The organism is Natrinema hispanicum, from assembly GCF_900111485.1.
In the GTDB taxonomy this organism is placed as follows: Archaea; Halobacteriota; Halobacteria; order Halobacteriales; family Natrialbaceae; genus Natrinema; species Natrinema hispanicum_A.
In genome coordinates this window covers 288102-313691 of record NZ_FOIC01000002.1, presented here as the reverse complement: position 1 = coordinate 313691, position 25590 = coordinate 288102, and the positions used below count along the sequence as shown (strand labels likewise).

Annotated in this window: 29 protein-coding genes; 11 read left to right on the top strand and 18 right to left on the bottom strand. The window is 63.4% G+C overall.

The annotated features are described in order from the left end of the window. Positions 1-251 precede the first annotated feature (251 nt). Together pdxS and BSG09_RS03385 are read right to left on the bottom strand one after the other, a co-directional pair. A complete protein-coding gene (gene pdxS, locus BSG09_RS03390; RefSeq protein WP_092930096.1) occupies positions 252-1160 on the bottom strand; it encodes a pyridoxal 5'-phosphate synthase lyase subunit PdxS in 909 nt (302 codons plus the stop codon). Positions 1161-1285: 125 nt separating this feature from the next. Continuing rightward, positions 1286-2047: an acetoacetate decarboxylase family protein gene (locus BSG09_RS03385; RefSeq protein ID WP_092930093.1), complete on the bottom strand. Its 762-nt coding sequence runs from the start codon at positions 2045-2047 to the stop codon at positions 1286-1288. A 97-nt stretch (positions 2048-2144) separates the two neighbouring features. Between BSG09_RS03385 and BSG09_RS03380 the strand changes: the two genes are divergently transcribed. Continuing rightward, the gene (locus BSG09_RS03380; protein WP_092930090.1) at positions 2145-2858 is read left to right on the top strand and encodes a DUF1405 domain-containing protein; all 714 of its coding nucleotides are present in this window, start codon (positions 2145-2147) and stop codon (positions 2856-2858) included. A 20-nt stretch (positions 2859-2878) separates the two neighbouring features. On the opposite strand, the gene BSG09_RS03375 is transcribed toward BSG09_RS03380, so the two are convergent. Together BSG09_RS03375 and BSG09_RS03370 are read right to left on the bottom strand one after the other, a co-directional pair. Next, a complete protein-coding gene (locus tag BSG09_RS03375; protein WP_092930088.1) occupies positions 2879-3244 on the bottom strand; it encodes a DUF7344 domain-containing protein in 366 nt (121 codons plus the stop codon). Between the two features lie 206 nt (positions 3245-3450). Further along, positions 3451-6102, bottom strand: coding sequence for a valine--tRNA ligase (locus BSG09_RS03370; RefSeq protein ID WP_092930085.1), 2652 nt, complete (start codon positions 6100-6102; stop codon positions 3451-3453). A 412-nt stretch (positions 6103-6514) separates the two neighbouring features. On the opposite strand from BSG09_RS03370, the gene BSG09_RS03365 reads away from it, so the two are divergent. Continuing rightward, positions 6515-6760 carry a hypothetical protein gene (locus BSG09_RS03365; RefSeq protein WP_092930082.1) on the top strand — a complete coding sequence of 82 codons (246 nt, stop codon included), beginning with the start codon at positions 6515-6517 and terminating at the stop codon, positions 6758-6760. Positions 6761-6805: 45 nt separating this feature from the next. Here BSG09_RS03365 and BSG09_RS03360 read toward each other — a convergent pair whose 3' ends face one another. The 6 genes from BSG09_RS03360 to BSG09_RS03335 all read right to left on the bottom strand — a co-directional run bounded on the left by BSG09_RS03360 (position 6806) and on the right by BSG09_RS03335 (position 11379). Further along, complete coding sequence (locus BSG09_RS03360; RefSeq protein WP_008011118.1) at positions 6806-7705, bottom strand: HFX_2341 family transcriptional regulator; 900 nt, start codon at positions 7703-7705, stop codon at positions 6806-6808. Between the two features lie 202 nt (positions 7706-7907). Then, positions 7908-8486, bottom strand: a complete 579-nt coding sequence (locus tag BSG09_RS03355) for a hypothetical protein (protein ID WP_092930079.1) — start codon at positions 8484-8486, stop codon at positions 7908-7910. 83 nt (positions 8487-8569) lie between these two features. Further along, the gene (locus BSG09_RS03350) at positions 8570-8797 is read right to left on the bottom strand and encodes a DUF7860 family protein (RefSeq protein WP_008011119.1); all 228 of its coding nucleotides are present in this window, start codon (positions 8795-8797) and stop codon (positions 8570-8572) included. Positions 8798-8845: 48 nt separating this feature from the next. Continuing rightward, on the bottom strand, positions 8846-9487 hold the full coding sequence (locus BSG09_RS03345) for a hypothetical protein (protein WP_092930076.1): 642 nt from the start codon (positions 9485-9487) through the stop codon (positions 8846-8848). Positions 9488-9619: 132 nt separating this feature from the next. Further along, on the bottom strand, positions 9620-11098 hold the full coding sequence (locus BSG09_RS03340; protein ID WP_092930073.1) for a sodium:solute symporter family protein: 1479 nt from the start codon (positions 11096-11098) through the stop codon (positions 9620-9622). Then, entirely contained in the window at positions 11095-11379 is a 285-nt protein-coding gene (locus BSG09_RS03335) for a DUF3311 domain-containing protein (RefSeq protein WP_092930070.1), read from the bottom strand. The genes BSG09_RS03340 and BSG09_RS03335 overlap by 4 nt, the downstream gene beginning before the upstream one ends. A gap of 284 nt (positions 11380-11663) precedes the next feature. Here BSG09_RS03335 and BSG09_RS03330 point away from each other — a divergent pair, with 284 nt between their 5' ends. From BSG09_RS03330 to BSG09_RS03320, 3 genes are all read left to right on the top strand, one after another. Further along, positions 11664-12554, top strand: a complete 891-nt coding sequence (locus BSG09_RS03330; RefSeq protein WP_092930067.1) for an ArsR/SmtB family transcription factor — start codon at positions 11664-11666, stop codon at positions 12552-12554. 177 nt (positions 12555-12731) lie between these two features. Further along, positions 12732-14114, top strand: a complete 1383-nt coding sequence (dnaG, locus tag BSG09_RS03325; RefSeq protein ID WP_092930064.1) for a DNA primase DnaG — start codon at positions 12732-12734, stop codon at positions 14112-14114. Between the two features lie 64 nt (positions 14115-14178). Continuing rightward, the gene (locus BSG09_RS03320) at positions 14179-14367 is read left to right on the top strand and encodes a hypothetical protein (RefSeq protein WP_092930061.1); all 189 of its coding nucleotides are present in this window, start codon (positions 14179-14181) and stop codon (positions 14365-14367) included. A gap of 259 nt (positions 14368-14626) precedes the next feature. Here the strand turns inward: BSG09_RS03320 and BSG09_RS03315 are convergent, their stop codons facing one another. After that, on the bottom strand, positions 14627-15949 hold the full coding sequence (locus tag BSG09_RS03315; RefSeq protein ID WP_175542130.1) for a DUF92 domain-containing protein: 1323 nt from the start codon (positions 15947-15949) through the stop codon (positions 14627-14629). 158 nt (positions 15950-16107) lie between these two features. On the opposite strand from BSG09_RS03315, the gene BSG09_RS03310 reads away from it, so the two are divergent. Continuing rightward, positions 16108-16713: an undecaprenyl diphosphate synthase family protein gene (locus BSG09_RS03310; RefSeq protein ID WP_092930058.1), complete on the top strand. Its 606-nt coding sequence runs from the start codon at positions 16108-16110 to the stop codon at positions 16711-16713. Positions 16714-16715: 2 nt separating this feature from the next. Here the strand turns inward: BSG09_RS03310 and uppS are convergent, their stop codons facing one another. Continuing rightward, positions 16716-17648, bottom strand: a complete 933-nt coding sequence (gene uppS / locus BSG09_RS03305; protein WP_092930055.1) for a polyprenyl diphosphate synthase — start codon at positions 17646-17648, stop codon at positions 16716-16718. A 145-nt stretch (positions 17649-17793) separates the two neighbouring features. Between uppS and BSG09_RS03300 the strand changes: the two genes are divergently transcribed. The 4 genes from BSG09_RS03300 (at position 17794) to hemA (ending at position 21384) form a co-directional block, all read left to right on the top strand. Then, positions 17794-18198 (top strand): DUF5778 family protein, encoded by a 405-nt coding sequence (locus BSG09_RS03300; RefSeq protein WP_092930052.1) that lies wholly within the window; start codon positions 17794-17796, stop codon positions 18196-18198. Positions 18199-18290: 92 nt separating this feature from the next. Next, a complete protein-coding gene (gene ahbB / locus BSG09_RS03295; RefSeq protein WP_092930049.1) occupies positions 18291-19373 on the top strand; it encodes a siroheme decarboxylase subunit beta in 1083 nt (360 codons plus the stop codon). Positions 19374-19399: 26 nt separating this feature from the next. Next, positions 19400-20056, top strand: a complete 657-nt coding sequence (locus tag BSG09_RS03290) for a precorrin-2 dehydrogenase/sirohydrochlorin ferrochelatase family protein (protein ID WP_092930046.1) — start codon at positions 19400-19402, stop codon at positions 20054-20056. Further along, entirely contained in the window at positions 20056-21384 is a 1329-nt protein-coding gene (gene hemA / locus BSG09_RS03285) for a glutamyl-tRNA reductase (protein WP_092930159.1), read from the top strand. Before BSG09_RS03290 ends, hemA begins: the two co-directional genes overlap by 1 nt. A 138-nt stretch (positions 21385-21522) precedes the next feature. Here hemA and BSG09_RS03280 read toward each other — a convergent pair whose 3' ends face one another. The 5 genes from BSG09_RS03280 to BSG09_RS03260 form a co-directional block, all read right to left on the bottom strand. Further along, a complete protein-coding gene (locus tag BSG09_RS03280) occupies positions 21523-21855 on the bottom strand; it encodes a hypothetical protein (protein ID WP_092930043.1) in 333 nt (110 codons plus the stop codon). Positions 21856-22022: 167 nt separating this feature from the next. Beyond that, a complete protein-coding gene (locus BSG09_RS03275) occupies positions 22023-22658 on the bottom strand; it encodes an HAD family hydrolase (RefSeq protein ID WP_092930040.1) in 636 nt (211 codons plus the stop codon). Positions 22659-22885: 227 nt separating this feature from the next. Beyond that, positions 22886-23686 carry a beta-ketoacyl-ACP reductase gene (locus BSG09_RS03270; protein WP_092930037.1) on the bottom strand — a complete coding sequence of 267 codons (801 nt, stop codon included), beginning with the start codon at positions 23684-23686 and terminating at the stop codon, positions 22886-22888. Beyond that, a complete protein-coding gene (locus BSG09_RS03265; RefSeq protein ID WP_092930034.1) occupies positions 23683-24240 on the bottom strand; it encodes an HTH domain-containing protein in 558 nt (185 codons plus the stop codon). The genes BSG09_RS03270 and BSG09_RS03265 overlap by 4 nt, the downstream gene beginning before the upstream one ends. Beyond that, positions 24227-24460, bottom strand: a complete 234-nt coding sequence (locus BSG09_RS03260) for a helix-turn-helix domain-containing protein (RefSeq protein WP_092930032.1) — start codon at positions 24458-24460, stop codon at positions 24227-24229. Before BSG09_RS03260 ends, BSG09_RS03265 begins: the two co-directional genes overlap by 14 nt. 448 nt (positions 24461-24908) lie before the next feature. Between BSG09_RS03260 and BSG09_RS03255 the strand changes: the two genes are divergently transcribed. Beyond that, on the top strand, positions 24909-25142 hold the full coding sequence (locus BSG09_RS03255) for a hypothetical protein (RefSeq protein ID WP_092930030.1): 234 nt from the start codon (positions 24909-24911) through the stop codon (positions 25140-25142). Positions 25143-25194: 52 nt separating this feature from the next. Here the strand turns inward: BSG09_RS03255 and lwrS are convergent, their stop codons facing one another. Next, positions 25195-25590 (bottom strand): LWR-salt protein, encoded by a 396-nt coding sequence (lwrS, locus tag BSG09_RS03250; RefSeq protein WP_092930028.1) that lies wholly within the window; start codon positions 25588-25590, stop codon positions 25195-25197.

Here is a 25590-nt window from a genome sequence, read left to right as displayed (position 1 = left end):
GGTACTCGACGCGCTACGAGCCGGGAAACAGTGGGAGGACGAACTAGCAGCCAGCTCTCTGACGGCTCGCCGATGAATCGCCATCGCGGCCAGTCACACGTACTCGGACTCGTCTTGCTGATCGGTGCCTTAGCCGTCGCGAGTGTCGGGCGTATCGTGGTGGACTCGAGCAGTCTCGAGACACAGTAGACGACGGTCTCACACCACTCGAGCAAAAACAGCGGTGACCGCGTTCAAACGAGCTGCCGTCTTCAAACGCCCCGTCCCTGCAGCTTCTCCTCTTCAGGGAGGTCGACATTTGCGTCGCCTTTCATGCTCTTGCCGAGGTTCTTCGAGATTTCTGTGAGCATCTCGGGGTCGTCCCAGTTGTTCGTCGCTTCGACGATCGCGTCGGCCATCTCCGGTGGGTTCTCCGCACCGAAGATCCCGCTGCCCACGAAGATACCGTCGCACTCGTGGTGCATCATGAGCGCCGCGTCGGCCGGCGTCGCAATGCCGCCCGCTGCGAAGTTGACGACCGGGAGTCGGCCCATCTCGGCGGTCTCGTGGACCAGGTCCGCGGGCGCTTCGATCTCGCGAGCGTAGGCCTCGCGTTCCTCGTGGCTCATGCCCTCGAGCTTTCGGATCGCGCCTTTGATCGTGCGCTGGTGGTGGACGGCCTGGTTGACGTCGCCGGTGCCGGCCTCGCCTTTGGTGCGGATCATCGCTGCGCCCTCGTCGATCCGGCGCAGGGCTTCGCCAAGGTTACGCGCGCCACAGACGAACGGCGCGGTGAAGTCGCGCTTGTCGATATGATAGGCATTGTCAGCGGGCGTGAGGACCTCACTCTCGTCGATCATGTCCACACCGACGGCTTCCAGGATCTGGGCCTCCTTCGTGTGGCCGATCCGGGATTTGCCCATGACGGGAATCGAGACGGACTCGACGATTTCTTCGACGTCTGCCGGGTCTGCCATCCGGGCGACGCCGCCGCGCTTGCGGATGTCGGCGGGGACGGCTTCCAGCGCCATGACAGCGACCGCGCCGGCCTCTTCGGCGATGCGTGCCTGTTCGGGGTTGACGACGTCCATGATGACGCCACCTTTCTGCATCCGGGCGAACCCGCGCTTGACGAGATCAGTCCCGCGTCGCAGTTCCTCGAGATCGGTGTTCTCGGCCATACTGCGCGGTTAGGAGCCACCGCACTTACGCGTGTTCTTTGGGGACGGCTTGTCCGCAGTGTCCGAAATCAGCTGCATAACGGACGAAAACACCGGTATCGTGATCCATGTATGCCCAAATCATATCACTCGGTTATCCACTCACCTTCGAGCAGGCGTGCCCGAACGCGGGACCCATAGAGCCGACCGACAGGCCGTTGCCACAGCCCCAGTTCCCGTGCCAGCGCCGGCGCGACCTCGAGTCGCGTGCCGACAGACGGGCCGATCCCGATCGCTACGTCGCCCTGTACCTGGACCGGTGTCCGCACGAGTGCCCCCGCTTTCGTCGTGTAACTCGCCAGCGTCCAGTCGCGGGCTCGCACGCTGGTTCGCGGGCGGGCGACCTCGAGCCGGACGGTCTCGCGGTCGCCGTCTCGTCCGCCGGCGACAACTGCGCGAACGCCATCCGGACCGTCAGTCACCGTCACGTCGGTTCGCTCCTTGGGGTAGCCCCAGATCTCGCGGCCAAGCGCGACCGCGGGCTCGGTCGTCACCGGTAGCCAGTGGACGCAGCCACCGATCTCGCCGCCCGCAAGCGGTGCGATGGGGGTGTTCGTTCGACTCCCATGAACTGCCGGGATGATAACCGCGAACTCATCGTAGGGCTCGAGTCCCGTTGTGTCCCGATCGTCGCCGCCGACGCGGTGGTACTGAATCGCGACGAGTGCGACACAGCCCACGCCGGGTGCGACCGCCAGCGACGAGAGGGCGTCCGGTAGGATCGCCTCGAGTCGACTCCGGCGGGCAGGAACGACGACGCCACCCATCGCGAGCGATAACGCGAGTGGGAGCGATATCTCGTGGCCAGTCGACAGCCGTGTTCGAGACCGGTGGTCGGACGTGGTCATAGCTGGCGGTACGCAGGGGCCGATCGTAGTGATAGGGGTCGGCCGCCGGCAGCGATAACCGCTACTGTTTTGCAGGTTCCGGCCGTCGCGCCGGACAATGACTGCCTCGACCTCGAGTGGCCGGCTGACAGACCGCGAGCGTGCCGACGGCGAGTCGCTCCCGTCGTATCTCGCACCACTGCCAACGACGGTCGAGGATTTGGGGCTGCGATTTGCGTGGCTCGTCGTGGCGATCAATCTCGTGGGGACGGCGTTTGGCTTCTGGTACTACTCGGGGCAGTTCGCCGAGACGACGGCCACATTGTGGCCGTGGGTGCCCGACAGCCCGCTCGCGACGCTGTTTATCGCGCTGGCGCTCGCCTGCTGGAAGCTGGGCCGCGAGCAGCCGTGGCTTACCGCACTCGCCTTCTTTGGGAATATCGTGCTCGGCCTGTGGACGCCCTATACGCTGCTTGCGTTCGCCGATTCCTACACGTATCTCTCCCCGGCGATGTACAACTTCCTCTTCTGGAGCCACCTCGCGATGGTCGTCCAGGCACTGGTGCTCTACCGAATCAGTGACTTTCCGGTGTGGGCCGTCGCCGTCGCCGCCAGCTGGTACTGGAGCAACCTGCTCGTCGACTACTTCGTCCCCGTCGTCGGCGAGCCCCACCATACGATCATCCCGGTCGCGCGTGACGCGGCCATGTTCTTCGAGGCCGACGCGCTGGGTGTCATCGCTGCTGGCGAGGTTTCGTTCGTGTTGCTCGCGCTGTTTCTCGCGCTTACCATCCGGGTGAAAAAGTGCGAGGCGGCCCGAAGCCGATCGTAGCCGCTGGCTCCGAACTGCAGTCACTCCGCCAGCGACAGGTCGTTGACGGACGCAAGCTCGAGGTACGGATCTAGCGAGCGAGCCGCGGCCCGCCGCTCGACCGTCCCGGCCTCGGCGTCGTACCGCAGCACCTCCGCATCGAGGAGTTTCTGGAGGTGATTGTGGTAAAACTCGACGGTGAGCCGGTCGATCCGTTCGGGCGTCGGCTCGCCGTCACGATGGGCAAGCCGGTCGATGAGTTCCTCCAGACGGACCGCTCCCACTCTCCGGGAGAGGTAAGACAACGCATACCGACGGTGGTCCTCGCACAACAGCTCGAAGATGGTATTCGAAGAGAGACGGTCGTCGGCAGCCGTACGTTTCGCATTCGATGTATCTGTCTTCATGGTGCTCTGTACTCGGCTTACGCGGCGCGGCCAACCGATCGGCGTTCAGCGACTTCAGCAGAGCACACCTCGAGATTGCCCGATGTCGTTATAGCCTTTCTGCTGGTGACACAGTGTGCACAGAAAATCAGGAGATAGGAAACGAACGGTTAAAAACGAGCCCTGCTTGAATTCGGACCCGTCTCCTAGCGACGGCGACCGACTGCTTACTCGAGGATGACGACCGCCGACTCGGTCTCGATCATCTCGCCCTCGCCGGAGTAGGTGCGCTCGAGTTCGACCTCGAAGAGGTCGTCTGCGAGTTCTTCGCCGGCGACGCGCAACACGCCTTCGTCATCGTCGATCTCGTAGTCGCCGCTTTCGATGCCGGCGTCGATCTCGCCGACTTTCGAGCCGAACTTCGGCCCGAGCGTCGAGTAATCGAGGTCGATTTTGGCGACCTCGGTCGTGATCTCCGGTTGCTCTTCGAGCACGGTGAGGTCCTGAACGTGCATCACGTTCTGGATCGCGTCCTCGAAGCCGTCGACGGGGCCGTAGACCGACACCGACTCGAGGTCGGCGTTCAACGGCAGCTGGTTCTCGCTCTTGTAGCGTCGCAGCGCGGAGATGACCTCCATGGCGGTCTCGCCGGCCTCTAAGTCGGCCTCGTGGCCCTGCGATTCGGGCCAGTCGCGGACGTGGATGCTGCTCGCCTCGAGGTCGTCGTCATTCACGTAGACCGCCTGCCAGATCTCCTCGGTCACGTGGGGCAAGAACGGGGCCCACAGCTCGAGGAAGGTCCGGTGGGCAGTCCGCAGCGCGTACTGCGTCGAGGGGTTGTCCTCGCGGGTCTTGGCGATCTCTAAGTAGTCGTCACAGAAGGTGTTCCAGAAGAACGTCCGCAGGCGGTCGCGGGCCTTCGCGAACTCGTAGTCCTCGAAGTGGGCCGTCAGATCCCCGATCGCGTCGTCGAGTTCCGCGAGCAGCCAGCGGTCGATCGCCTCGAGGTCGGCGGGCTCGTCGGGATCGGCCGGGGCGAGCGTATCGACCAGCTTCGAGGCGTTCCAGAGCTTGCGCAGGAGCTTTTCGCCTGCCGTCAGGTCTTTCTCCTGATACGGGAAGTCGTCGCCGACGGCGGCGCTGGCCGCCCAGAAGCGGACAGCGTCGACGGGATACTCCGCGAGTACCGCGTCGGGCTCGACGACGTTGCCACGCGACTTGGACATCTTCTCGCGGTTTTCGTCCAGAACGTGGCCGTTGATCATCGTCGCGTCGAAGGGCACCTCACCGGTGTGCTCGTAGCACTTGACGATGGTGTGGAACAGCCAGAACGAGATGATGTCGTGGCCCTGTGGGCGCAGATCGAACGGGTAGAGCTCGGGATTGTCCATCGTGAACTCCTCGTTCTCCCCGTCCCAGTCCCAGCCAGCGTTGATCAGCGGGGTGAGCGAGGAGGTCGCCCAGGTGTCGAAGACGTCCTCTTCGGGGTCGAACTCGTCGTGGCCACACTCCGGACACGCATCGACGGGCGGGTCGTCCGAGAGCGGGTCGACCGGCAGCTCTTCGCGATCGGCCATCACCGGGTGGTCGCAGTCTTCACAGTACCAGACCGGGAACGGAATGCCCGAGTCACGCTGGCGCGAGATCAGCCAGTCCCACTCGAGGCCTTCGATCCAGTGCTGGTAGCGGGTGAACATCTTCTCGGGGTACCAGTCCATCTCCTGACCCGCCTCGAGGTACTCGTCTTTGTGATCCAAGATTTCGACGTACCACTGCTTGGAGACGCGGAACTCGACGGGTGTGTCACAGCGTTCGTGGACCTGCACCGCGTGGGTGATCGCCCAGCGGTCGCGCAGGGAGCCCTCGTCGTCTAAGTCCTCGACGATGGCCTCGCGGGCTTCCTCGGTGGACATGCCCTCGTAGTCGCCGGCGAGGTCGGTCATCGTCGCGGACTCGTCGATCGCCACGCGCAGCGGGAGGTTGTGGGCCTGGTACCACTCGATGTCGTTCTGGTCACCGAAGGTACAGCACATCACGACGCCGCTGCCTTTCTCCATATCGACGCGCTCGTCTTCGATGATCGGCACCTCGTGGCCGAAGATCGGAATGCGAGCGGTCTCGCCGACGAGGTCCTGATTGTCCTCGTCGTCGGGGTGGACGAAGACGGAGACACAGGCCGGGATGAGTTCCGGGCGCGTCGTCGAGATGACGAACTCCTCGCGTGGCGCGTCGTCGCCGACGAGTTCGAACGCGATGTCGTTGAAGTGCGACCCGCGTTCTTCGTCTTCCATCTCGACCTGCGAGATGGCGGTTTCACACTCTGGACACCAGATCGCGGGCGCTTTCTTGCGATACTCACGGCCCTTCTCGTAGAGATCGAGGAAGGAAAGCTGCGAGATGCGCTGGACGCGCGGTTCGATCGTCTTGTAGGTGTTGTTCCAGTCGATCGAGGTCCCGAGCGCCTGCATCTTCTCGGTGAACTCGGCCTCGTAGTCCTGGCAGACCTCCCGACAGAGGTTCTGGAACTCACGGCGTTCGTAGTCCTGATGGCGGATGTCCAGTTCCTTCTCGGTCAGCCGCTCGCTTGCGATCCCGTTGTCGTCGTAGCCAAAGGGAAAGAGCACGTCGCCGTCTGCCATCCGCTGGAAGCGGGCGGCGAAGTCCTGCAGCGTCGAGCCATAGAGGTGGCCCATGTGCAGGCTGCCCGAGACCGTCGGCGGCGGCGTATCGATCGCATACACCGTGTTCGGGTCCTGCTTTTCCTCGCCATCGTAGGCGTAGACGTCCGCGTCGATCCAGCGCTGTTGCCAGCGGGATTCGACGGCTTCGGGGTCGTAGCCCCCCTCGAGGCTCGGCTCGTCCTGTTCTGCCGTGTCCATGCTCATGCTGTCACCGCCCGTCGCGGGCGTCGTCGGTTCGTCGTCGGGAACTGTGGTTGGCGCTCGTCCATATGAGTCGTTGCTCGGTGAATGCTGGTCGGCGACAATACATCCGTCGAAACGGGGTAGGAGATACGGGGCTATGGAGCCCCTACGAAAACGGTGCCACGCGGGCCGTTAAGCGGTCGAACGGTCGCCGCGACGCACTGTCTCATACGTATCTCTTGCCTCGTCAACGGTGTTAGGTGTTTCGTCGGCCGGTGCTCGAGCGTGTCTGGATTCGCCCGTGCTGACTGACTCTAGCCTCCCCGGAGTAGCGAGGGACCGGCCTCGAGAGCAGAGCGCAAAAGTACCGTCAAGATCTAGTAACTCGCATGACTGATGGCGACCGCCTCGAGGGGGCCGATCGACCGTGAGTTTCCTGTCACGGCTGCGGGCGCGGATCCGCGACCGATTCGATGCGTGGCGCTGGTGGTATGCGCTGCGAGTCGGCAGTGTTCCGAAATGTGCCGTCTGCGGGAACGAGGCGGCGTGGATCGCCACGTCTGAGAACGAACCGCGCTGTTTCCAGCATATTCCGGCCGAAGGAGAGGAGGCGATCCGCGACGTGCAGCCGGAGGATTGCTTTACTGACTGGGACGAGTACCCCAGCGAATAGCGTGGCCGACTCGAGCCACGACGCCGCTGTGAGTCCGTTCGACGGTTAGGCGTCGCCGTCGGAGTGAGCCCGCACCCACAGCTCGCCGATTCGAGAGAGTCGCGTTCGGTAGGATTTCCCGTGTTCCTCGCGTTCGATGTAGCCTTTGCCGCCGGGGCCCAGCCGGTCGACGTTGTAGATGACCTTCGACCGGAAGCTGTCAGTGTACTCCTCGTTGAGTTCCCGCGCCAGCGATTCGGCGAGTTCCGAGACGGAGTCGAACTCACCGCCTTCGCCGAGTTTGTACAGGATCAGTTCCTCGAACGGTTTGACGTTAGAGAAGGATGCAACCGGCAACTCGACGATGTGTTTGCCGTCGATTTCCTTTGCACCAATGGTCGTCCCGCGCTCGTCGAACTCGGCGAGCAGATCGCGTGCGCTCTCGAGACGGCTCCCGATCCGATCGTCTTCAATCCCGTCGTTGTCTTCGCGAAGGTCCTCGAGCAACGCGATCTGTTCGCGTAGTTCCTCAGCGAGTTCGGTCTCTAAGTACTTCTCGGGGGCGGTGTAGTAGGTGTGGATCCCCTCGCGGTCTTCCTCGCGTTCGACCATCAGCGAGTGGGCGGCGTTGGCAAAGGCGAAGCTGACAGTCCGGGGCATCGCGGCGACGTTGACCCAGACCTCGTTGCCGGCGTCGAGTTCGGCAGTGATGAGCTCGTAGGCCTGCTCGAAGGCCTCGTCGTAGTCGTAGACGTCCTCTAAGACGAACCGCTCGGTTTCGGCCCCCAGCAGGTTCCGGAAGTCCGTCTCGAGTTTCTTCGAGAGGTGCCGGGAGTACTCGACGTTGGCCTCGCTGCCGACGGCTCCCTCGAGCAAAATGACGCTGTCGACGTCGATCTGATCGCGCACGAGCGGCGCGATCAGCCGGTCGTAGTCGAAGCCGACCGGGACGATGTGGGTTTGCATACGTGGTACGTAGCGATGCTGTTTATAAAAAGCACCAGTCTTCGAACTGTCGTTTTTCCCAGCAGCGAGGTTGTCACCTCGTTTCCTCGGGCTTTCGCTAAAGTATAGATTCCCTCTCTTTCGGACCTTGCAGAGTGGGCGGGCCGGTCGTCTCGTAGGGCGCGTTAGGTAATCGAGACGGCGATCCCGATGTCGATTTCCGTTATCGCATATGCTCGAGGATCTGTAGGATACGGAATCCGAGTTCGCCGTAGTCCTTCTCGGTTTCGGCGGCTCTCGCCTGTAATTCCTCCACCTTCTCGGTGTATGTTTCGTTGATTATCAAGTCGAGTTCCGTTCCGGTTTCCGCCTCGAACTCGTCGGCCAGATCGTACAACCCGCCCAGCAAATATTGCTCGTCGCGGTTACCGCGTACTACGGGACTCCAGAGCTGGAAAACGTATGAATCAGCGGAATCGAACAGCTCCATCACGTACGCTCGATCCGAACTGAACTTCTGCCACAGGCGCTCCAAGGTGTGTTGATAGTCACTGTTTCCGTACTTGGCCCATCGGTCGCTGTCGGGCGTCCCGGAATAGTGGAGCCCATCGATGTGTGTTACGACCTCGCAGGTGTAGACGATTTGTTCCCCGGTTTCCGTATTATCGACGCCGATCACGTCGATCTCCAGTTGGTCACCTTCCGTCTGCGATCGCTGATTGTATGTCACTAACTCGCAATGTTCGATCAATCGAAGATACGATCCGACAAGAAGTTCACCGGATTCAGGCTGGTTGGTCATATGACTACCGTGAAGCCGAGCGTAAAAAGGGTTCGTCCGCCGTGCGCAGTTGTGCGAACGAGTCGGGAGGCCGGTAGATCACCTCACTCGACGAGCGGCATGACAATACCGAACACGAACGGCGAGGCAAAGCCGATCGCGAAGCCGATCATCGTCAGGGCGAAAAACAGCGTGTTCTCCCACTGGGGAAGCGATCCGAACATCGCGTGGCCGACGAGCTCGCTGCCCGTCCCGACGACGAACAGGGCGAGCCCGAGGAAGAAGCCGGTCTTTGCCAGCTCCGAGTGATCGCGGCCGCTATAGTGTGCCATAGCGACGCATCGACGGTCTGCCACGTAATCGTTTCGACAGCAGCGCGGTCAGTCCTCGTCTGTCGCCTCGAGGTCGAGCCCTCTGAACAGATCCACGATCGCCTCCCGGTCGCGGGCCGGATCGATGTCGAGGGCAGCCTCGAGGGTGGCCGGCTCGTCGGGGGCCTCGAGTGGCACCAGCCCGCCAGCCATCACGTACGTCTCAGCTGCGGGCCAGATGGCGATGTGGGCTTCGGCGTCGACCGTCGCGGCCTCGGCGTCGGCGTCATTGCCGTCAGGCTCCGAGTCGCCGTCGATTGGATACGAAGCCTCGAAGACGGTGAGATGGCCGACGGTGCCGTCCGGGCGGTCGATATGCTCGCTCGTGCGTTCGTCGCCGACGATGATACCGTCGTCTTCGATCGTCTCGACGAACCCCGTGCGGGCTTTCGGGGCGGCCATCCCGAGGGCACCGCTCGGGGAGACTCCCATGGTCGACAGCGACGGGTTGAGCTGCAGTTCGATGAGAAACAGCGATCGGGCTGGGATCGAGCCGCTGGTGTGGAGTTGCTCGAGGGCGTCAGCTGTCGGCCGGTGTTCGAAGACGGTCGTCTCGGCGGTGATCGTCATCAGCGCGAGTCGTCGTTTCTCGGTCTGCGTGCCGAGCCGTCGCCAGTCGTCGGCGACCGCGGCCGGGAGATCGATCGTCATGGTCGCCGGCTATGCAATCGGGACCGTTCAGGGTGGCGATTCGCCTCAGTCAGACGGACTTCTCTCAGTCAGCGCCGGCGCACCTGCGACCCGTCCTTCGGGTGCGCCGGAAAATAGTGATAGCAGACCGTATCAGTCGGCACCGAGGCCGTCGAAGTAGATCGCACGCTGCTCGTCGGCCGCCGGCGAGGTGACCAGCGAGACGACGACGGTGACGAGGAGGCCAAGTCCCATCCCGACCAGGCCGGCCGACCAGCCTGCGTAGGACCCCGGGACAGCGGCGACGAAGAGACTCGCCATGTAAAACCCCTGGCTCGCGAGGATGCCAGTGGTGATCCCGGCGCGCGTAATCTTGCGCCAGTAGAGGGCAAGCAACACCGGCAGTGCGAGCTGCGCAAAGCCGCTGAAGGCGGCGTTTCCGAGTTCGAACAGCGTTGCCGGCTGAAACAGGCTAGCGACGAAGGCCGCAGTGGCAAAGATCGCGACGCCGCCGCGGGCCAGCAGCCCTTCTCGGCTGTCGGAGAGGCCTCGATCGATGAACGGTCGGTAGAGGTCCCGCGTGAAATATGACGACCCAGACAGCAACATCGAGTCCGATGAGGACATCATCGCGGCCATCGCGCCGGCGATGATCAGTGCAGCGAACCAGGTTGGGGTGTACGCATCGAGGATCAGCGGCAGGACGTTCGCTCCCTCGGGAATCGCGACCTCGAGCCCGGCGGCCCACGCCCCGAGCATGAACGAGGGGACGAAGAGCAACACACAGAGGATCGGCCAGAGGGCAAGGGACCGCTTGAGCACGGCCTTCGAGCCGGCGGCGAAGAAGCGCTGGTTGACCTGCGGGAACATCGCGACACCGAAGCCGATCGTGACCGCCGTCGAGAGCATCCACTGGGGCGTGTAGTAGCTGCTACCGAGCGAGAGGAACCCGGCCGTGTCGGGACTCGATGCGAGCGTCGCGGTCGCCGCGCTCGGGCCGCCGACGGTCGCGAGCACCCACAGCAGCGCGACCCAGGTCGTCACGAGCATGAACGCGCCCTGGAGCGTGTCGGTCCAGGCGACTCCGCGCATCCCGGCGGCGACGACATAGAGGATCATGAATATCGTGATCAGGCCCGCCCCCAGTTCGTAGGACACTGCGCCGTCGGTAAGCGCCTCGAGTGCCGTGCCAGCGCCGACCTGCTGGAGCATGACGTAGGGGAACAGCCACACCAGGCTGATCCCGGCGACGAGCCCACGGAGCCACCGCGACCCGAAGCGGTCGCCGAGCATCTCACCGAGCGTGACGTAGCCATACTGCTGGCCGAGCAACCACTGTTTGTAGCCGATGACATACCAGAGGATGGCGAAGATGATGCCGTCCATTAGGCCCATAACGAGGATCCACTCGGGGCCCTGTGCGTAGGCGATGTTCGGGCCGGCAAAGAAGGTAAACGCCGACAACAGCGTCGCGAACGTCGTAAACAGCAACACGACCGTGCCGAGCGTGCGGCTTGCGAGATAGAAGTCCTCTGCGGTCCGCTCGGTCAGGCGGTAGGCAACGAGCCCGATTGCGAGTGCGATCAGGAGATAGCCGACGATGATCGTCAGCTGTAGCGTGACCGCGTTCATGACGAGTCACCTCCGGAGTGTGTCTCTCGAGTCCGGCCGGGACCTCCCACTCGTCCATCACTCGAGCCGTCGTCGCCCGTTGACTCGATGCCGATTCCCCAGGCACGCTGGGCGAAAACCCAGAAGACGACCGACGCAAGCCCCATCCAGCCGACGTGCCACCAGAGCCATACTGGCAGCCCGGCGACGACGGTCGCCGACCCCCACAGGAACCACGGGACGGTCAGTCCGGCGAGGACGACCGCGACCGCGATCCAGAATCCCAGTTCGTTCCGGTGCATATGTGACTGTTTCCCTCGATATGGGTAGTTCTTTCTGTTCAGTTCCCGCTATCGAAGAGATTTGTTCATCGATATGGCATCGTCGGCTCGCCGGTTCGAGCAGCCAGTGATCGAACCGAGTCACACCGATCGCACAGGCCGCGGCTCTCTCACGGTGCTCGCCCCGACCCGCGCTCCCGTCGTGCGATCAGGGGCCGTGATGGTCAGTGGCACCGATAGCTACAATCGATATTTCATCGAGGAAAAAACATATATGAATCTGCCAGCGAGTACGTATCGACTATATGGCCCGGCTGTTCCCTTTCCGCTCCGAGACGACGACCGAGGAGGGCCAGCCCCGCGTCGTCGAGCTCGAGGGCGAGGACGCTGACGCCGTCTTCAGCGCCCTCTCCTCGACGACGGCGCGGCAAATCTATGCACGGCTCGACGAGGAACCCGGGACACCGAGCGACATCGCGGACGCGATCGATTCCTCGATCCAGAACGTCCGCTATCACTTAGAAAACCTCGAGGAGGCCGGGCTCGTCACGGTCGTCGACACGTGGTACTCCTCGCGGGGCAACGAGATGAGCGTCTACGCGACGACCGACGGGCCGCTGATCGTCACCAGCGACGAGTCGCGGGCGGCGAAACTCAAAGCGGCGCTCTCGCGGCTTCTCGGCGGAATCGGCGCACTCGCAGGCGGGAGTTTGCTGGTGCAGTACACGCTGACGCGCTGGCTCGTGCCGACTGGGACCGAACCGGTCGCTGACGGATCGAAGCCCGCAGGCGCGGCAGGGAGCGACAGCGGTGATACAACCTCGACGGGGGACGGCGGGGCAACCAGCGGGACAGGGAACGGCTCGAGCGACGGGGGTGACATCGGGATCGCCACCGTGAACGAAACCGAGACTACCAGCGCGGACGCCTCCGATTCGTCGCTCAGTGCGGACGCCGAGAGCGCGGCGGCCGAGAGCGCGGACGCTCCCGATTCGTCGCTCGATGCCAGCAGCGAAGCCTCCGATTCGGCGCTTGATACCAGCAACGAGGCAGTACAGAACGCGAGTGACGGCAGTGTGGATGCAGCGGAGGCGATGGTCGAGACGGTGCCACCAGGAGTGCTCTTTTTCCTCGGCGGCCTCGTCGTCTTGCTTGCAGTGGTGCTCTACTGGTACTGGTATCGGCCGACGTACTGATCGTGCGTTGCCATCGACACACTGCTGTCGGGGAGGCCGTCACAGCCCGACTGCACACACCCGATCAGTGCCTCCAGAGGTCAACAGCTATTTCTCCCCCACGAACGAAATCATATATAAACCGGTCTCTGTACGCGACTCCCGCGTCACCGCGCCCCTCGCGGGGACAGATTCCCAATGGAAGACACATCAAAATATCTCATCCACGCGGACGTCACGGCTGACGGGGTCGTCGAGCGCAGCGACGTCGTCGGCGCGATCTTCGGGCAGACCGAAGGGCTGCTCGGCGACGAACTCGACCTCCGCGATCTCCGGCAGTCTGGCAAAGTCGGTCGCATCGATGTCGAAATCTCGAGCACTAGCGGTCAGTCTCACGGACAGGTCACTATCGCGACGAGCCTCGACAAAGTCGAAACCGCAACGCTCGCCGCCTCTCTCGAGACGATCACGCGCGTCGGTCCCTGCCGGGCCGACCTCGAGGTTCGTGAGATCGAAGACGTACGCGCGGCAAAGCGAAAGGAAGTCGTCGACCGCGCGAAGGAACTCCTCCGGACGGGCTTTGACGACTCGATTATGTCCTCCGACGAGATCTTGGCAGAAGTTCGCCAGCACGTCCGCGTCGAGGACATCACCGAGTACGAGGGCCTGCCCGCCGGCCCACGGGTCACCGACAGCGACGCCATCATTGTCGTCGAGGGCCGGGCCGACGTCCTCACCCTGCTCAAGTACGGGATCAAAAACGCGATCGCGGTCGAAGGGACGAGCGTCCCCGATGCCGTGGCCGAACTCACGCGCCATCGTACAGTCACGGCCTTCCTCGACGGTGACCGCGGTGGCGATCTCATTCTCGAGGAACTCGCGCAGGTCGGCGATATCGATTACGTCGCGTTTGCCCCCGCGGATAGCTCCGTCGAGGAGCTCGATCACCACGAAGTGTTCGCCGCCCTCCGGAACAAGGTACCCTATGAGACCGTCTCAGAGCTCAACGAGCCTCGAGAAGCCGTCGCCGCTACCGACGGCAGTACGACGCCGGCACCGCTGCCGACCGACGACACGGCCGCGCCATCGACCACCACGGAATCCGAGCGCACAGCGACCTGTGAATCGACTGTACAGCCGGATGCAACGATCGACGAGACCGACGATGTCGAGACAACAGCGACGAGTCAGCCACAACCGGACGCGGCTGACTCGGAACCGACACAGTCCGACGCGACCGCTGCCGAATCCGATGCTGACCGCGGCCCTGAGACGATCTACGGGCACGCGGCCGAGGTCGTTCGGGCCAACACCGATCGCGTCCGATTTCTCGACGCCGACGCCGAACGGATCGACGACGCTGACGCGAGCGACGCCTCCAAAGCACTCGCGGCCCTCGAGCCGGTGCCGACGACGGTCGTCCTCGACGACATCCTCGATCAGCGCCTGCTCGATCTGGCGGCCGACCGCGGTGTCAACCGGATCATCGCACGCTCGCTCGGGCAGTTCACCAAACGGCCGACCGACGTGCGGATTCATGCGATCGACGACGTCGCCGAGCAGCGCCCGGATGGGGAATGACAGGAGGAGTCACCGTCTGTCCGGGTCCGAGCCGTTCATATGCGATCAGTCCTGAGCGACGACTATGACGCCCCCAGTATCTGTCGCAGTCGCACTCCTCGGTGCCTGGGTCTGGATGATGTTCTGGGCGACGACGACCGATAATCCGACCGACGCGGATCCCGCTGAGTGGGTCGATAGCGTTGACGATCGATCCGAGCACTCGTCCGAACCAGCTGCCTCGGACGGCACGTTCCACACTGCAGACGACTGAACGATCGTCAGTCAGTGCCGGTCTCCACGACCCCGTTATCCTGGTGTGTCGAAATCCAGTGACAGGAGTTCGTCTGCGACGGCCGGCACTGCTTCTTGCCGGACCCAAACGACGGGCGTCTTGGCCACACCACTTCTCGTAGCCACGTATTTCTCCGGCCAAGCACCACCGCCGATGACGCTGGCTCTCGTCTCGTCTACAGTGGTTCGTCTCTGACCACCCCCTACCGTCGCCCGTAGCCGGTCGATCGGTGCTCCCGTCAGCCGAGGACGAACGTAACCACTAGCAGGACGCTGACGAGCGCACCGGACAGCGTCGCAAGGAAGTTCACACCCTGATTGCCAAGCACCGATCCCTCGAGCGTTGCGCCGAGCAGGCTATCGACGGTCATCCCGGCGATCCCTGCGGCGACGATGATCGTCGCACCGCCACCACTCACTTCGGGAAAGAGCCCGGTGGCGATGATGGCGACGATGGCTGCGCCGACGATGCCGGCGAGTTCACCCTGCCAGGTGACACCGCCATCAGTGCCGGGCTCGACCGGCTTGAGGGTCGTAATCAGTCGCGGTCGGTCGAAGACGCTCCCGATCTCGCTCGAGAGGGTGTCACTCATTGCGGTGGCGATCGAGCCGGTAAAGGCAAATAAGAAGAGCTCGGGTTCGTGAGGCAGCAAGCCGGCGTCGCTGGCCGCATAGCCGAGGACGGCGACGAGCGCGACCGCGGCGTTGCCGAGCACGTTGCCGCTCCCTCGAGCGCCGTTGTTGTCCTCGGCGACGCCGAGTTCCGTCTTTTCCTCGTAGCGGAACTTCGTCGAAAGACCGCCGATGGCGAAAAAGGAAACGAGGACGGCAAACCAGCCGTAGCCGCCGAGGACGGTCGTCAGCAACACCAGCAACACGCCGGTGAGCATCCCGGCGATCGAGGCTGTCTCGAGCGCGTAGGACGTATATCCGAGCGCGACCGTGACTGCGAGCGCGATGAGCAGTTCCGTTGTGCCGATGGTCGGCTGGAGTTCCGCGAGCAGCCACAACAAGAGCCCGACCGAGAGGACGACGATTGGATCGTCGGAGCGCAACAGCATGTCACGCAACAGCGCGGCGAGAAATGCACCGCTGGCCGCCAGAAAGACCATGATGGGAAGTGCCGAGATGACGGCATCCCCAGCGAGCGAACGGGTGATGGCCTGGCCGGCGACGGCCGCCACGGCTGCCGTCAGACAAAATCCGACGACACGAACGACCGGCCCGTCGGTTCGCAGCCTGACGAGTTGCTCGCCGAGGTTGCCATAGCCGACGAGCAGGATCGTTCCGACGAAGACGGCGACCGGCATCGACGCTGCGGTCGCCATCAGGCCGAGTGCGACCGCCGCGAGGACGAACGTGATGAGGCCATAGAGCCGTGAATCCTCGTAGTCGCCCGGATACGCGAGCAGGTCGAACAGCGGGCCGTCGGTGATGACGTAGGCACCCAACAGGACGATGCCGGCGACCGCGGCTCCGACGCGCGGACCGGCAAGCGGAACTGCAAGCGACAGCGTACAGAGGGCTGCAAACACGCCAGCTTGCCGAACGGGTGCCGTCACGATATCGGTCCCTTTCTGTGGCGATTACTTCAAGGTTCGTGAACCCGCCTCGAGTCGGTTTTTGCCGCCATGAGCGCCTCATTCGGTCGATCCGATGTCTCGGTTCGCTGTCGGTCGAAACCCGTAACCCGTATCATACCGGCCCCAAAAGCACGGGTGTGGGACTGTACGAACGGTATCTGGCCTTCCGGATCCGCCGTCACGACGGCGATCCGCCCGACCACATCGCGCTCGTGATCACCGAGCGCGACCTGTTAGAGCGGGGTGCCTACGAGACGCTGACGGACTTCTTCGAGTGGGCCGTCGAATACGCCTCGCAAGTAACCGTCTACGTCAGCGTCCTCGACGCAGCGGCGGTGCCGGCCCTGCAACGCGAACTCGAGCGGATCGACGCGCCGCGGCCGGTCGCCGTCCGCGGGCCGGAAGACAAGGCACGCGCCGACGCACCGATTCGGATCGGGATCGGCCTCGGCGGAAAACACGAGTTTACCAGTGCCGTCCGAACTCTCGCCGAGCGCGTCGACGCGGGCGAATTAGATCCTGCGGCGATCGACGACGAGGATGTCGAAGACCACCTCGTCTTTCCCTCCGAGCCGGACCTGGTGATCAAGACCGGCGCGGAGCGGCTCTCCGATTTCATGATCTGGCAGTCAGTCTACTCGGAGCTGTACTTTACCGACGTCAACTGGCGGGACTTTCGCAAACGAGACTTCCTGCGGGCGGTTCGCGAGTACTGTAATCGGTCGCGACGGTTCGGCCGCTGATCCTAGTCCGCGATCTGACTGCTCGAGTCGCCGCTCTCGAACTCGCCGGCGTCGGGCCGCTCGCTCGAGGGCAGCGAGTCACGGAACCGGTCGACGATCGCGCGGGCGTCGGCGAGTTCCGGTTCGCTGACTGCGCCCAGCAGGGCCAGCGCGCGCCGGGCGCGAGTGCGCCGCCAGGACTCCTGGCGGTGTTCGTAGGTCCGAATCCCGCGCAGAAAGTCCGTCTTGGAGAACTCCGGCCAGTAGGGCGTACAGAAGAAGACGGCGGCTTCGTTGCCGTTGGCGTGCCAGGGAAGGAAGTTCGACGTTCGCTCGTCGCCGCCGGTCCGGATGATCAGGTCGACGTCGCGCACCGGCTGGTCGTAGAGCCGTTGCTCGATGTCCTCGACGTCGATTTCGTCGGGCTCGAGGTCGCCCGCGTCGACGGCGTCGGCGACTCCGCGGACGGCCTCGAGCAGCTGTGCGCGACCGCCGTAGGCCAGCGCGATGTTGAGAACGAACTCGTCGTAGTCGCTGGTTCGGTCCTCGGCGTAGGCGACGGCCTCGCGGACTCGCTCGGGGAGCCGGTCGACGTCGCCGAGCGCCCGAATGTGGACCCCGTTGTCGTGGACGCGGTCGGCATCTGCGAACTCCCGAAGCTTCGTCTCGAGGAGGTCGAACAGCGCTTCCCGCTCGTCGGGCGGCCGCTCGAAGTTCTCCGTCGAGAACGCATACAGCGTCAACTCCTCGACGCCGATATCCTGACACCACTCGAGGACGCGTTCGGTCGTCTTTGCACCGGCACGGTGTCCCTCGTTGGCGTCGCCGCCCTGTTTTCGAGCGTATCGTCGGTTGCCGTCTTGGATCACCGCAACGTGGGTCGGCGCGCCGGAGATTTCACGTGAGAGCAGCCGTTCGTAGGCCGCGTCGACGCGCTGACGGAGCCACCGCTTCATTACCCGGTTGAAGGTCACCGGCGACTATGTGTCTTGTGTGGTACTGGTCGACAATGAGACGGGCACGTAGACTGTCGGCTCACCGTCGCAACTCGAAACGCGGGAATCGTGACGGCTATCCGTCCAGCCTGAGTACGGCTGCTCAATGGCAGACGTAATCGACGACGACCTCTATCAGCGAACCAAGGCCTTGCTCGAGCCCGGCGAGATCGAACTCAACGGTGCGATCGTTCATACCGACTACGACGGACAGGCAGACGTCCAGATGATGCAGGCGACGATCGACGTCGGCGATATCATCGCCGAGCACGCGGGTCACGACCCGAAAGACTGCTACGTCTACTCGGGCAACGACGACACCGATTTCTCCTCGAACCAGCACCAGGGACTGACCTTAGAAGACGAGGAGTTCGTCTGGGAGTGCCAGCAACTGCTGCGCGAGGGCAGCTTCGACATCGTCATCTACTACGAGGCCAGCGCTGACCACGAGGCGATCCTCGAGGATATCCGCGAGCTGGGCTTTGACGTGACTGGCGTCGAAGGCGAGTAGTCGCGCTCGCGAGCGGCCCGCCGAGCGATCACGAGTTGTTTCGGAGAGCCGGCTCCGAGTTGCTTATACTTCGGTAGTTCCGAGAATAACGTATGAATACGGACGTCGACCTCACTGAGCGCGAGCGGGCGGTCGTCAACGCTTTTCAGGGCGGGTTTCCCGTCGTAGAACGACCGTTCGAGCCTGCTGCGGCTGCTATGCGCGACACCGGGGTCGACATCGACGCGACGGGGTTGCTCGAGACGATTCGTGAGTTAGATGACCGCGGCGTCCTCTCGCGGTTCGGGCCGCTGGTCAACGCCCAGGAGATCGGCGGCGCGGCAACGCTGGTTGCCATGCATGCCCCCGACGACCGATTCGACGAAATCGCCGAAGCAGTCAACGACCACCGCGAAGTGGCCCACAACTACGAGCGCGAACATCCTCACCTGAACGTCTGGTTCGTCGTCAGCGTCGCCGACGAGGATCGCGTCGAGGAAGTGTTAGCCGAGATCGAAGCCGAGACGGGTCAAGAGACGTACAACCTGCCGAAACAACGCGAGTTTCGTGTCGAGGCCAAGTTCTACGTCGACGGCCCGCTCGACGGCGACGGGGACATCGAGGCGGCTGGGATCGACCTCTCGGACCTCGGTCCCGATGTGACGCCGACCGACGAATCGACGCTGTCGCCGGCCGAACGCGACCTCGTCCTCGAGATCCAAGGCGGCGTCCCGCTGACCGAGACACCGTATGCGGACGTGGCTGACTCGATCGGACAAGAGATCGACTGGGCCCTCGAGACGGTCACACGCTTCGAGCGCGAGGGGAAGATCCGCCGGATCGGCGTCGTGCCAAACCACTACGCGCTGGGATACACGGAAAACGGGATGACGGTCTGGAACGTCCCCGACGAAGTCGTCCCCGAGGTCGGTCCCGAAGTCGCCGCGCTGCCCTTCGTCACGCACTGTTACCGGCGGCCGCGCCACGAGGGTGTCTGGCCGTACAACTTCTTTGCGATGACTCACGGCCGCAGCGAGGAGGAAAGTCAGCGCCGCATCGAGCAGGTCCGCGAGACGATGGCCGAGTACTGGGACGTGACCGACGAGGATTGGGACTCCCTGTTTTCGACACAAATTTTGAAGAAGACAGGGATTCGACTGGACGAACGTGCTGACGCGAACACCAGAGCGCGATAGCAGCGATCGGACGGCTCTCTGTGACAATGATTCCACTACTCCACGATTTCACGGACGCGACGGTGCTCGTCTTCGGCGGCGGCCCCGTCGGTGCTCGCAAGGCCCGCCGGTTCGCCCGCGAAGCGCGGGTCATCGTTGTCAGCCCCGCCTTCGCCGAGCGTGACTTCGGCGAGGCCGAACTGGTGCAAGCAGCGCCCGCCGCCGACGAGATCGCGGGCTGGCTCGAGCGAACTGCCCCCGCGCTGGTCGTCGCCGCGACCGACAACGAGGCGATCAACGACGCTATCGCCGCCGCGGCCCGCGAACGGGGAACGCTCATCAATCGCGCGGATCGATCCGGGGAGCGCGACCCCGGCAGCGTCGTCGTTCCCGCGACCGTCCGCGATGACCCAGTTGTGGTGTCGGTCGCGACTGGCGGGCAGGCACCCGCGTTGAGCAAGTATCTGCGCCAGGAACTCGGGGAAACGCTTTCCGGAGCCGGCGAGATGGCACGGGTCTGTGCAGCGGTACGCGAGGAACTCAAATCACGGGACGTGGCGACCGATCGGCGGCGACAGATCGTCACAGACATCGTTAATTCTACAGATGTTTGGACAGCTTTACGTACCGGTACTTCTAACAGTTCCCAAGTGATCGAGGACGTGCTCGCCGAGGATCTGTCTACTGGGGGTGATCGGTCGTGATTTCGACCGGGGTTGTCACCGCAGCGCGGGTTACCCACCGGTGTGGGACCGTCGACCAGCTCGCCGCTGCCAGCCCCGAGAGCCAGACGACCGCCGTGACGGAGTTGTTGACCGTGTCCGATATCGAAGAAGCGTACGTCCTGTCGACGTGTAACCGCGTCGAGGCATACGTCGTCGGGCCAGACCACGTCGTCGGCCGCGCCGCGCTCTCGGAGTTTTTCGCCGGCGTCGACGACGACGCGATCGTGATGACCGACCACGACGAGAGCTTGCGCCATCTCCTGCGTGTGGCCGCCGGCCTTGACTCGGTCATTATTGGTGAAGATCAGATTATTGGCCAGGTGCGGTCCGCCTACGAGGACGCCCGTGATGCCGGCGGAATCGGCTCGATGCTCGAGGCCGCCGTCACGAAGGCGATCCACGTCGGCGAACGCGCCCGGACCGAGACCGCGATCAACGAGGGCGTCGTCTCGCTTGGCTCGGCTGCGACGCGCCGGGCCGCCCAAGAGATCAATCTCGAGGGGGCGACCGCGCTGGTCGTCGGGGCCGGCGAGATGGGACAGCTCGCCGCCCGGAGTCTTGCGGCCGCCGGCGTCGACGAACTCGTCGTCGCCAACCGCACCGTCTCGCGTGCAACACAGCTCATCAGCGACGTCGATGGCGAGACTGCCACCACCGTTGTCTCGCTCGAAGATCTCGAGCGGGTCGCAACCCACGCCGACGTCGTCGTCGCGGCGACCGGAAGCGACGAGCCGGTGCTCGAGCCCTGCCATCTCGAGGGACAGGAGGAACCACAGGTGATCGTCGATCTCGGCCAGCCCCGCGACGTCGCGCCGGAGACCGATTCGTTGCCCGCAGTGCAGGTGTTCGATCTCGACGACCTCGAGACGATCACCGCTGAGACGCACGAGCAGCGAGCTGACGCCGCCGACGAGGTCGAGACGATGATCGACCACGAGTTCGAGTTGCTCATCGAGCAGTACAAACGCGCCCGCGCCGACGAGGCCATCGCTGCCATGTACGAGTCCGCCGAACGGATCAAAGAGCGAGAGGTCGAGACGGCGCTCTCGCGGCTGGGCGACGATAAGGTATCTGCAGAGCAACGCGAAGTCGTCGAGGCGATGGCCGACTCGCTGGTCAACCAGTTGCTCGCACCGCCGACCAAGAGTCTTCGCGAGGCAGCCGCAGAGGACGACTGGAGCACGATCCACACTGCACTCCAGCTCTTTAACCCGGAATTCGGCGGGAACGACGGCCCGATCGCACCACCTTCGATGGCAACTACCGTCAACGGCGACGCGGGCATCGGCGCGACCGACGACGACTGATCGACGCGGTGGCCGCGCCGCTCGCACTCGATTCGTGGTACTCGAGACGTACTGAGACTGATTCTCGAACGGTCGCACGAGCGGCAGCCGAGCGGCGACTGTTACAGTACTGATTTCAAGTTGCAGGCGGCTGGCGCGTTATCGCTGCGGTGCGCCGTACTCGACGTGAACAGTCGGGACGCTCGCAGAATCGGGCGCTTGGTTGCCGTTCCAGTCGACGAGTCGGACGTTTGCCATCTCACCGGAGAAGCGAAAACGCTGGACGCCGACATCGATCGATCCCTCGGCGACGCCGCCCGAAATGACGGTTCCTTCGGCCACTGGGTCGGCCGCTAACATCTCGAGGTCCCCGTCGACGGCGACTTCGTAGTTCGAGGGGACGCCACGGCCGACGATCGTCACGAGATTCGGCAGCTGTGTGTCAGTTGGTTCCGAGTCAGTTCGGTTTTGTACCGGCGTATCGCGTGCCATGCTCCGATAACCCGGGTATCTCATCATAAGCTTTCCTGTCGAGAAAATGGTAACAATCCGTGAATACGAGCACGCGTTATATGACGTGTCACGGGTGGAGAAACGGCGGTTCTGGCACAACCGCAAGACGGTCGCGGGTGTCCCAGGACCAATTGCTGCTGACCCCCTCAGTAGAGTTCGTTGAACGACTGGACGCGATAGTCGCCGAGGACACACCGGCCACGGCGCTCGTGGCCGACCCGCTCGACGTGGATCGCGTCGAGCCCGGCGTTCCAGGCTGCACCGACGTCGTTTGCACCGTCGCCCGCGAGTACGCCTTGATGGCCGTTGTGCGCGACGCCGAGGTCGACCATGACGCGCTCGACAGGATTGGGGTCTGGTTTCCAACCTGTCTCCTCGGTACAGCATAGTTGTGCGTCGAACCAGTCGCAGATCCCGACGTGGTCCAACACGGGTTCACAGAGGAACTCCTGACAGTGGGTGACAAGTCCCACCGGTGCGTCGAGGTCGGCGACGAACGCGGCGTCGTCGTGGAGGTAGGTCTGTTCGGCCCGCACCAGCGGGTCCTCCTCTTCGTGAAAGGCGGTCCAGAACTCGCGGGGATCGACACCCCATTCCTCGAGTTGGCGATCTCGAGAACCGGTCAACCCGTTCCAGAGGATGTCGGCTTCCCGGTCGGTGAACTCACGACCCAGCCGGTCGCCGACTCGGTCGAACACCTCCCGCGTGTACGACCACTCGACGTCGACGAGAGTGCCGTCGAGGTCGAGCAGCCAGAAGTCATAGTCCGGTTCAGCGGCCATTCGGACACAGATATACGGGATTCTCGACTAAATGCCTGTCGGCAGTCCGGCACGGATGACGACGGTCGTACCGACAGCGAACTGGCGGCCACTCGACCACCGACTCGACAGGGGTGGCGTACTCACTCCCGAGTCGCTCGTCGCCGGTCGTTCACGTACTATGGCTGCTACTATCTATCAGATACCGTGACGCACGGGCTGTCTCTCGTTTGTCTGATCGCGTGCCGTTAGAGGTCGATACCGCCGTTGACGTCGATGACTTCCCCGGTGATGTATCCCGCCTCTTCGCTTGCGAGATACCGAACGAGTCCGGCGATATCGCTCGTGCTGGCGAATCGGTCGAGCGGGATTTCGTCGCGAATCTCCGCTTGCACGTCGTCCGGGATGGCCTCGACCATCTCGGTCCGGGTGAAACCGGGTGCGACACAGTTGGCGGTCGACCCCGACGGTGCCAACTCGAGGGCAAGCGAGCGAATAAAGCCGAAGAGGCCGCTTTTGGCCGCCGCGTAGTTCGCCTGGCCGACGTTGCCTTGTTTCCCGACCACACTCGAGATGGCGATGAGACGGCCGTCGTCGGCAGCTTTAATATCGTCGTAGAACGCGTGCGTGCAGTTGAACGCCCCGTTGAGCGAGACGTCGATCGCGCGGTGCCATTCTTCGGGGCTCATGTCGGCAAAGAGCCGATCCTGCGTGATCCCGGCGTTGTTGACGAGGACGTCGATCTCGCCGAGTTCGTCGTGGACGCCCTCACGCATGGCGTCGACGTCGTCACGGTCGGTGACGTCGGCTTGAACCGGATACCCCTCTCCGTCGCCGTCGGTATCGCTGATCGTCTCGGCGACCTCGTGGGCGGCTGCTTCCGACGAGCAATAGTTGACAACGACCGTCGCACCGTAGCGCCCGAGTTCACACGCGATACTCCGTCCGATCCCTCGTGATGCCCCAGTCACCAGACACGTCTGGTCCGCAAGTGGCTGCCGAGACGGCAGTTCCAAGCCGTCCGTCTCCTCGAGCAGTTGTGCCGTCATCGTGATCCCTCCAGCAGGGCACGCTGTTCCGTTTGGGTATCATGCGGGGATGCCTCCGACGCATGCCGTTCCACGGCTGTGAGCCACTCGTGGACGGTATAGGTCCGCTTACCGTCGCCGTGATCGGAGTTCGTGCATGGAACGATACCCTGCATGCTCTCGTCCGCGTCGTCGTAGAACACAAGCGCCACCAGCGGGACCCGAATCGTCTCACTCGGGTCATCGATCCCGAGCGGTGAGAGGTCGATCTGCTGTCGACAGAACCCCGGCTCGAGCGAGTAGCCGTGCTCGGTCGCCCACTCGTCGAACTCGGCGACGAGTTCCTCCCGGGTCGGCTGGTCCGTGTCTCCGATCGCATGTTCGGCCGGCCACTGGGAGACCTGCACGTCGGCGAGGGTGCCGGTTTCCTCGAGCGTCCGTACCCGCTCGAGCAGCGCGGTGAGCCGCTCGGAAACGGCGGTCGGCACGTTCGAGCGCACGTAACAGTCGACCCGAACGGCTTCCGTCAGGTCAGTCTCGAGAGCTGGAATGTCGGCGGCGTTATCGGCAGACATAGCAATCTCCAGTGCGCTGGATAAAATCTTGCGCGGCAAGCGACTCGAGGACGGCAAAGAGGGTGAGTTTCGGCACTCCGAGCATCTGCTGGAGATCGGCCGCTTTCGCCTCCTCCGTGACGAGAACCGAGAGATAAACGAGTTTCGCCTGTGGTGATGTAATTTCGTCTGGAACTGCGAGTTCCCCTGCTGTTGCCAACTGGTGTTCGCTCGTAGACATCACCGAAGACGCCCACAAGTAATTATATAAAGATGGAGAGAGGTGTGCTATCGATGACCAATATTATCCATAGTATATATTATTACTACCTAATATTCGATGCGAATCAACAACGTGGGATCTCGATGTACGCACTTGATCGGTACATACCATACGGCAGCGGCCGTTTCACGGGCGATTTCGACGGAGCACTGATCGGCGGCGGTGGTCGGGAACGAACTGATCGTCGTTCAATAATATCATCATAGCCAATACTTTCATATACCAGATCGTGATACTGGCGCGTGGACTAGTGGGAAGTCAACAGTTCTATCACGATGATTCGATCACCACAGTCGAGTTCCGCGTCTCGAGCAGCCGACGCTGCCGGACCACACTGCGATACGGACCGCTGGAGGGCACGCCCTCCGAACCGACCAGACACGAGCGGAAACGCAGGTGAGTGGTTGTGAGCGACGACGAGACGGTCTACGTCGCTGCCGGTACCACCCGCTACCACGAATATCGCGAGTGTCAGGGCCTCTCTCATGCGCGGGAGATCTATGAGCGACCGCGCTCGAGCCTGCCCGAGGAGTTTACGCTCTGCAAGCTGTGTTCGGGGGCGTATCACCTCGACCCGTCCGACGGGCCGATGGTGACGGCGAGCCGGCTCGAAGAACTCGATCCAGACGATGTGGGCTGAGACAGTCGAGTGAGACGGGTTCCTGTCACTGGTTTCTGGTGTACCCGCAGGCCTAGTCGTCGGTCTCGGTCACTCGAACGCTCGAGCCCAAATACTTCGAGATGACTTCCGAGACGGTATCGGCCTTGAACGGCTCGAGATCGGCCGCGATTTCGGCTTTCAGGGCGTCGAAATACGCCTGGTCGGTCTGTAGTTCTCGGAACTCGACCGCCTGGACGGTTCGTTCGGGAACGCCGAGCCACTCTGCGGCGAGGCGGCGGCCGTAGTCCTCGTCGCCGATCTCGCCGCGCCACAGCGTGTCCCGGAAGAAGAGCCACCCTTCGGTGCCCGGCTCCGGTGCCTCAAGAAAGAGCGTGAGCGTCGTCTCGGCGCTGCTCGGCGCGATGGAGACATCGTCGCGGGCCGGCTCGATACGAATCCGGACACGGAAGGCGTAGCGGGCGTCCAT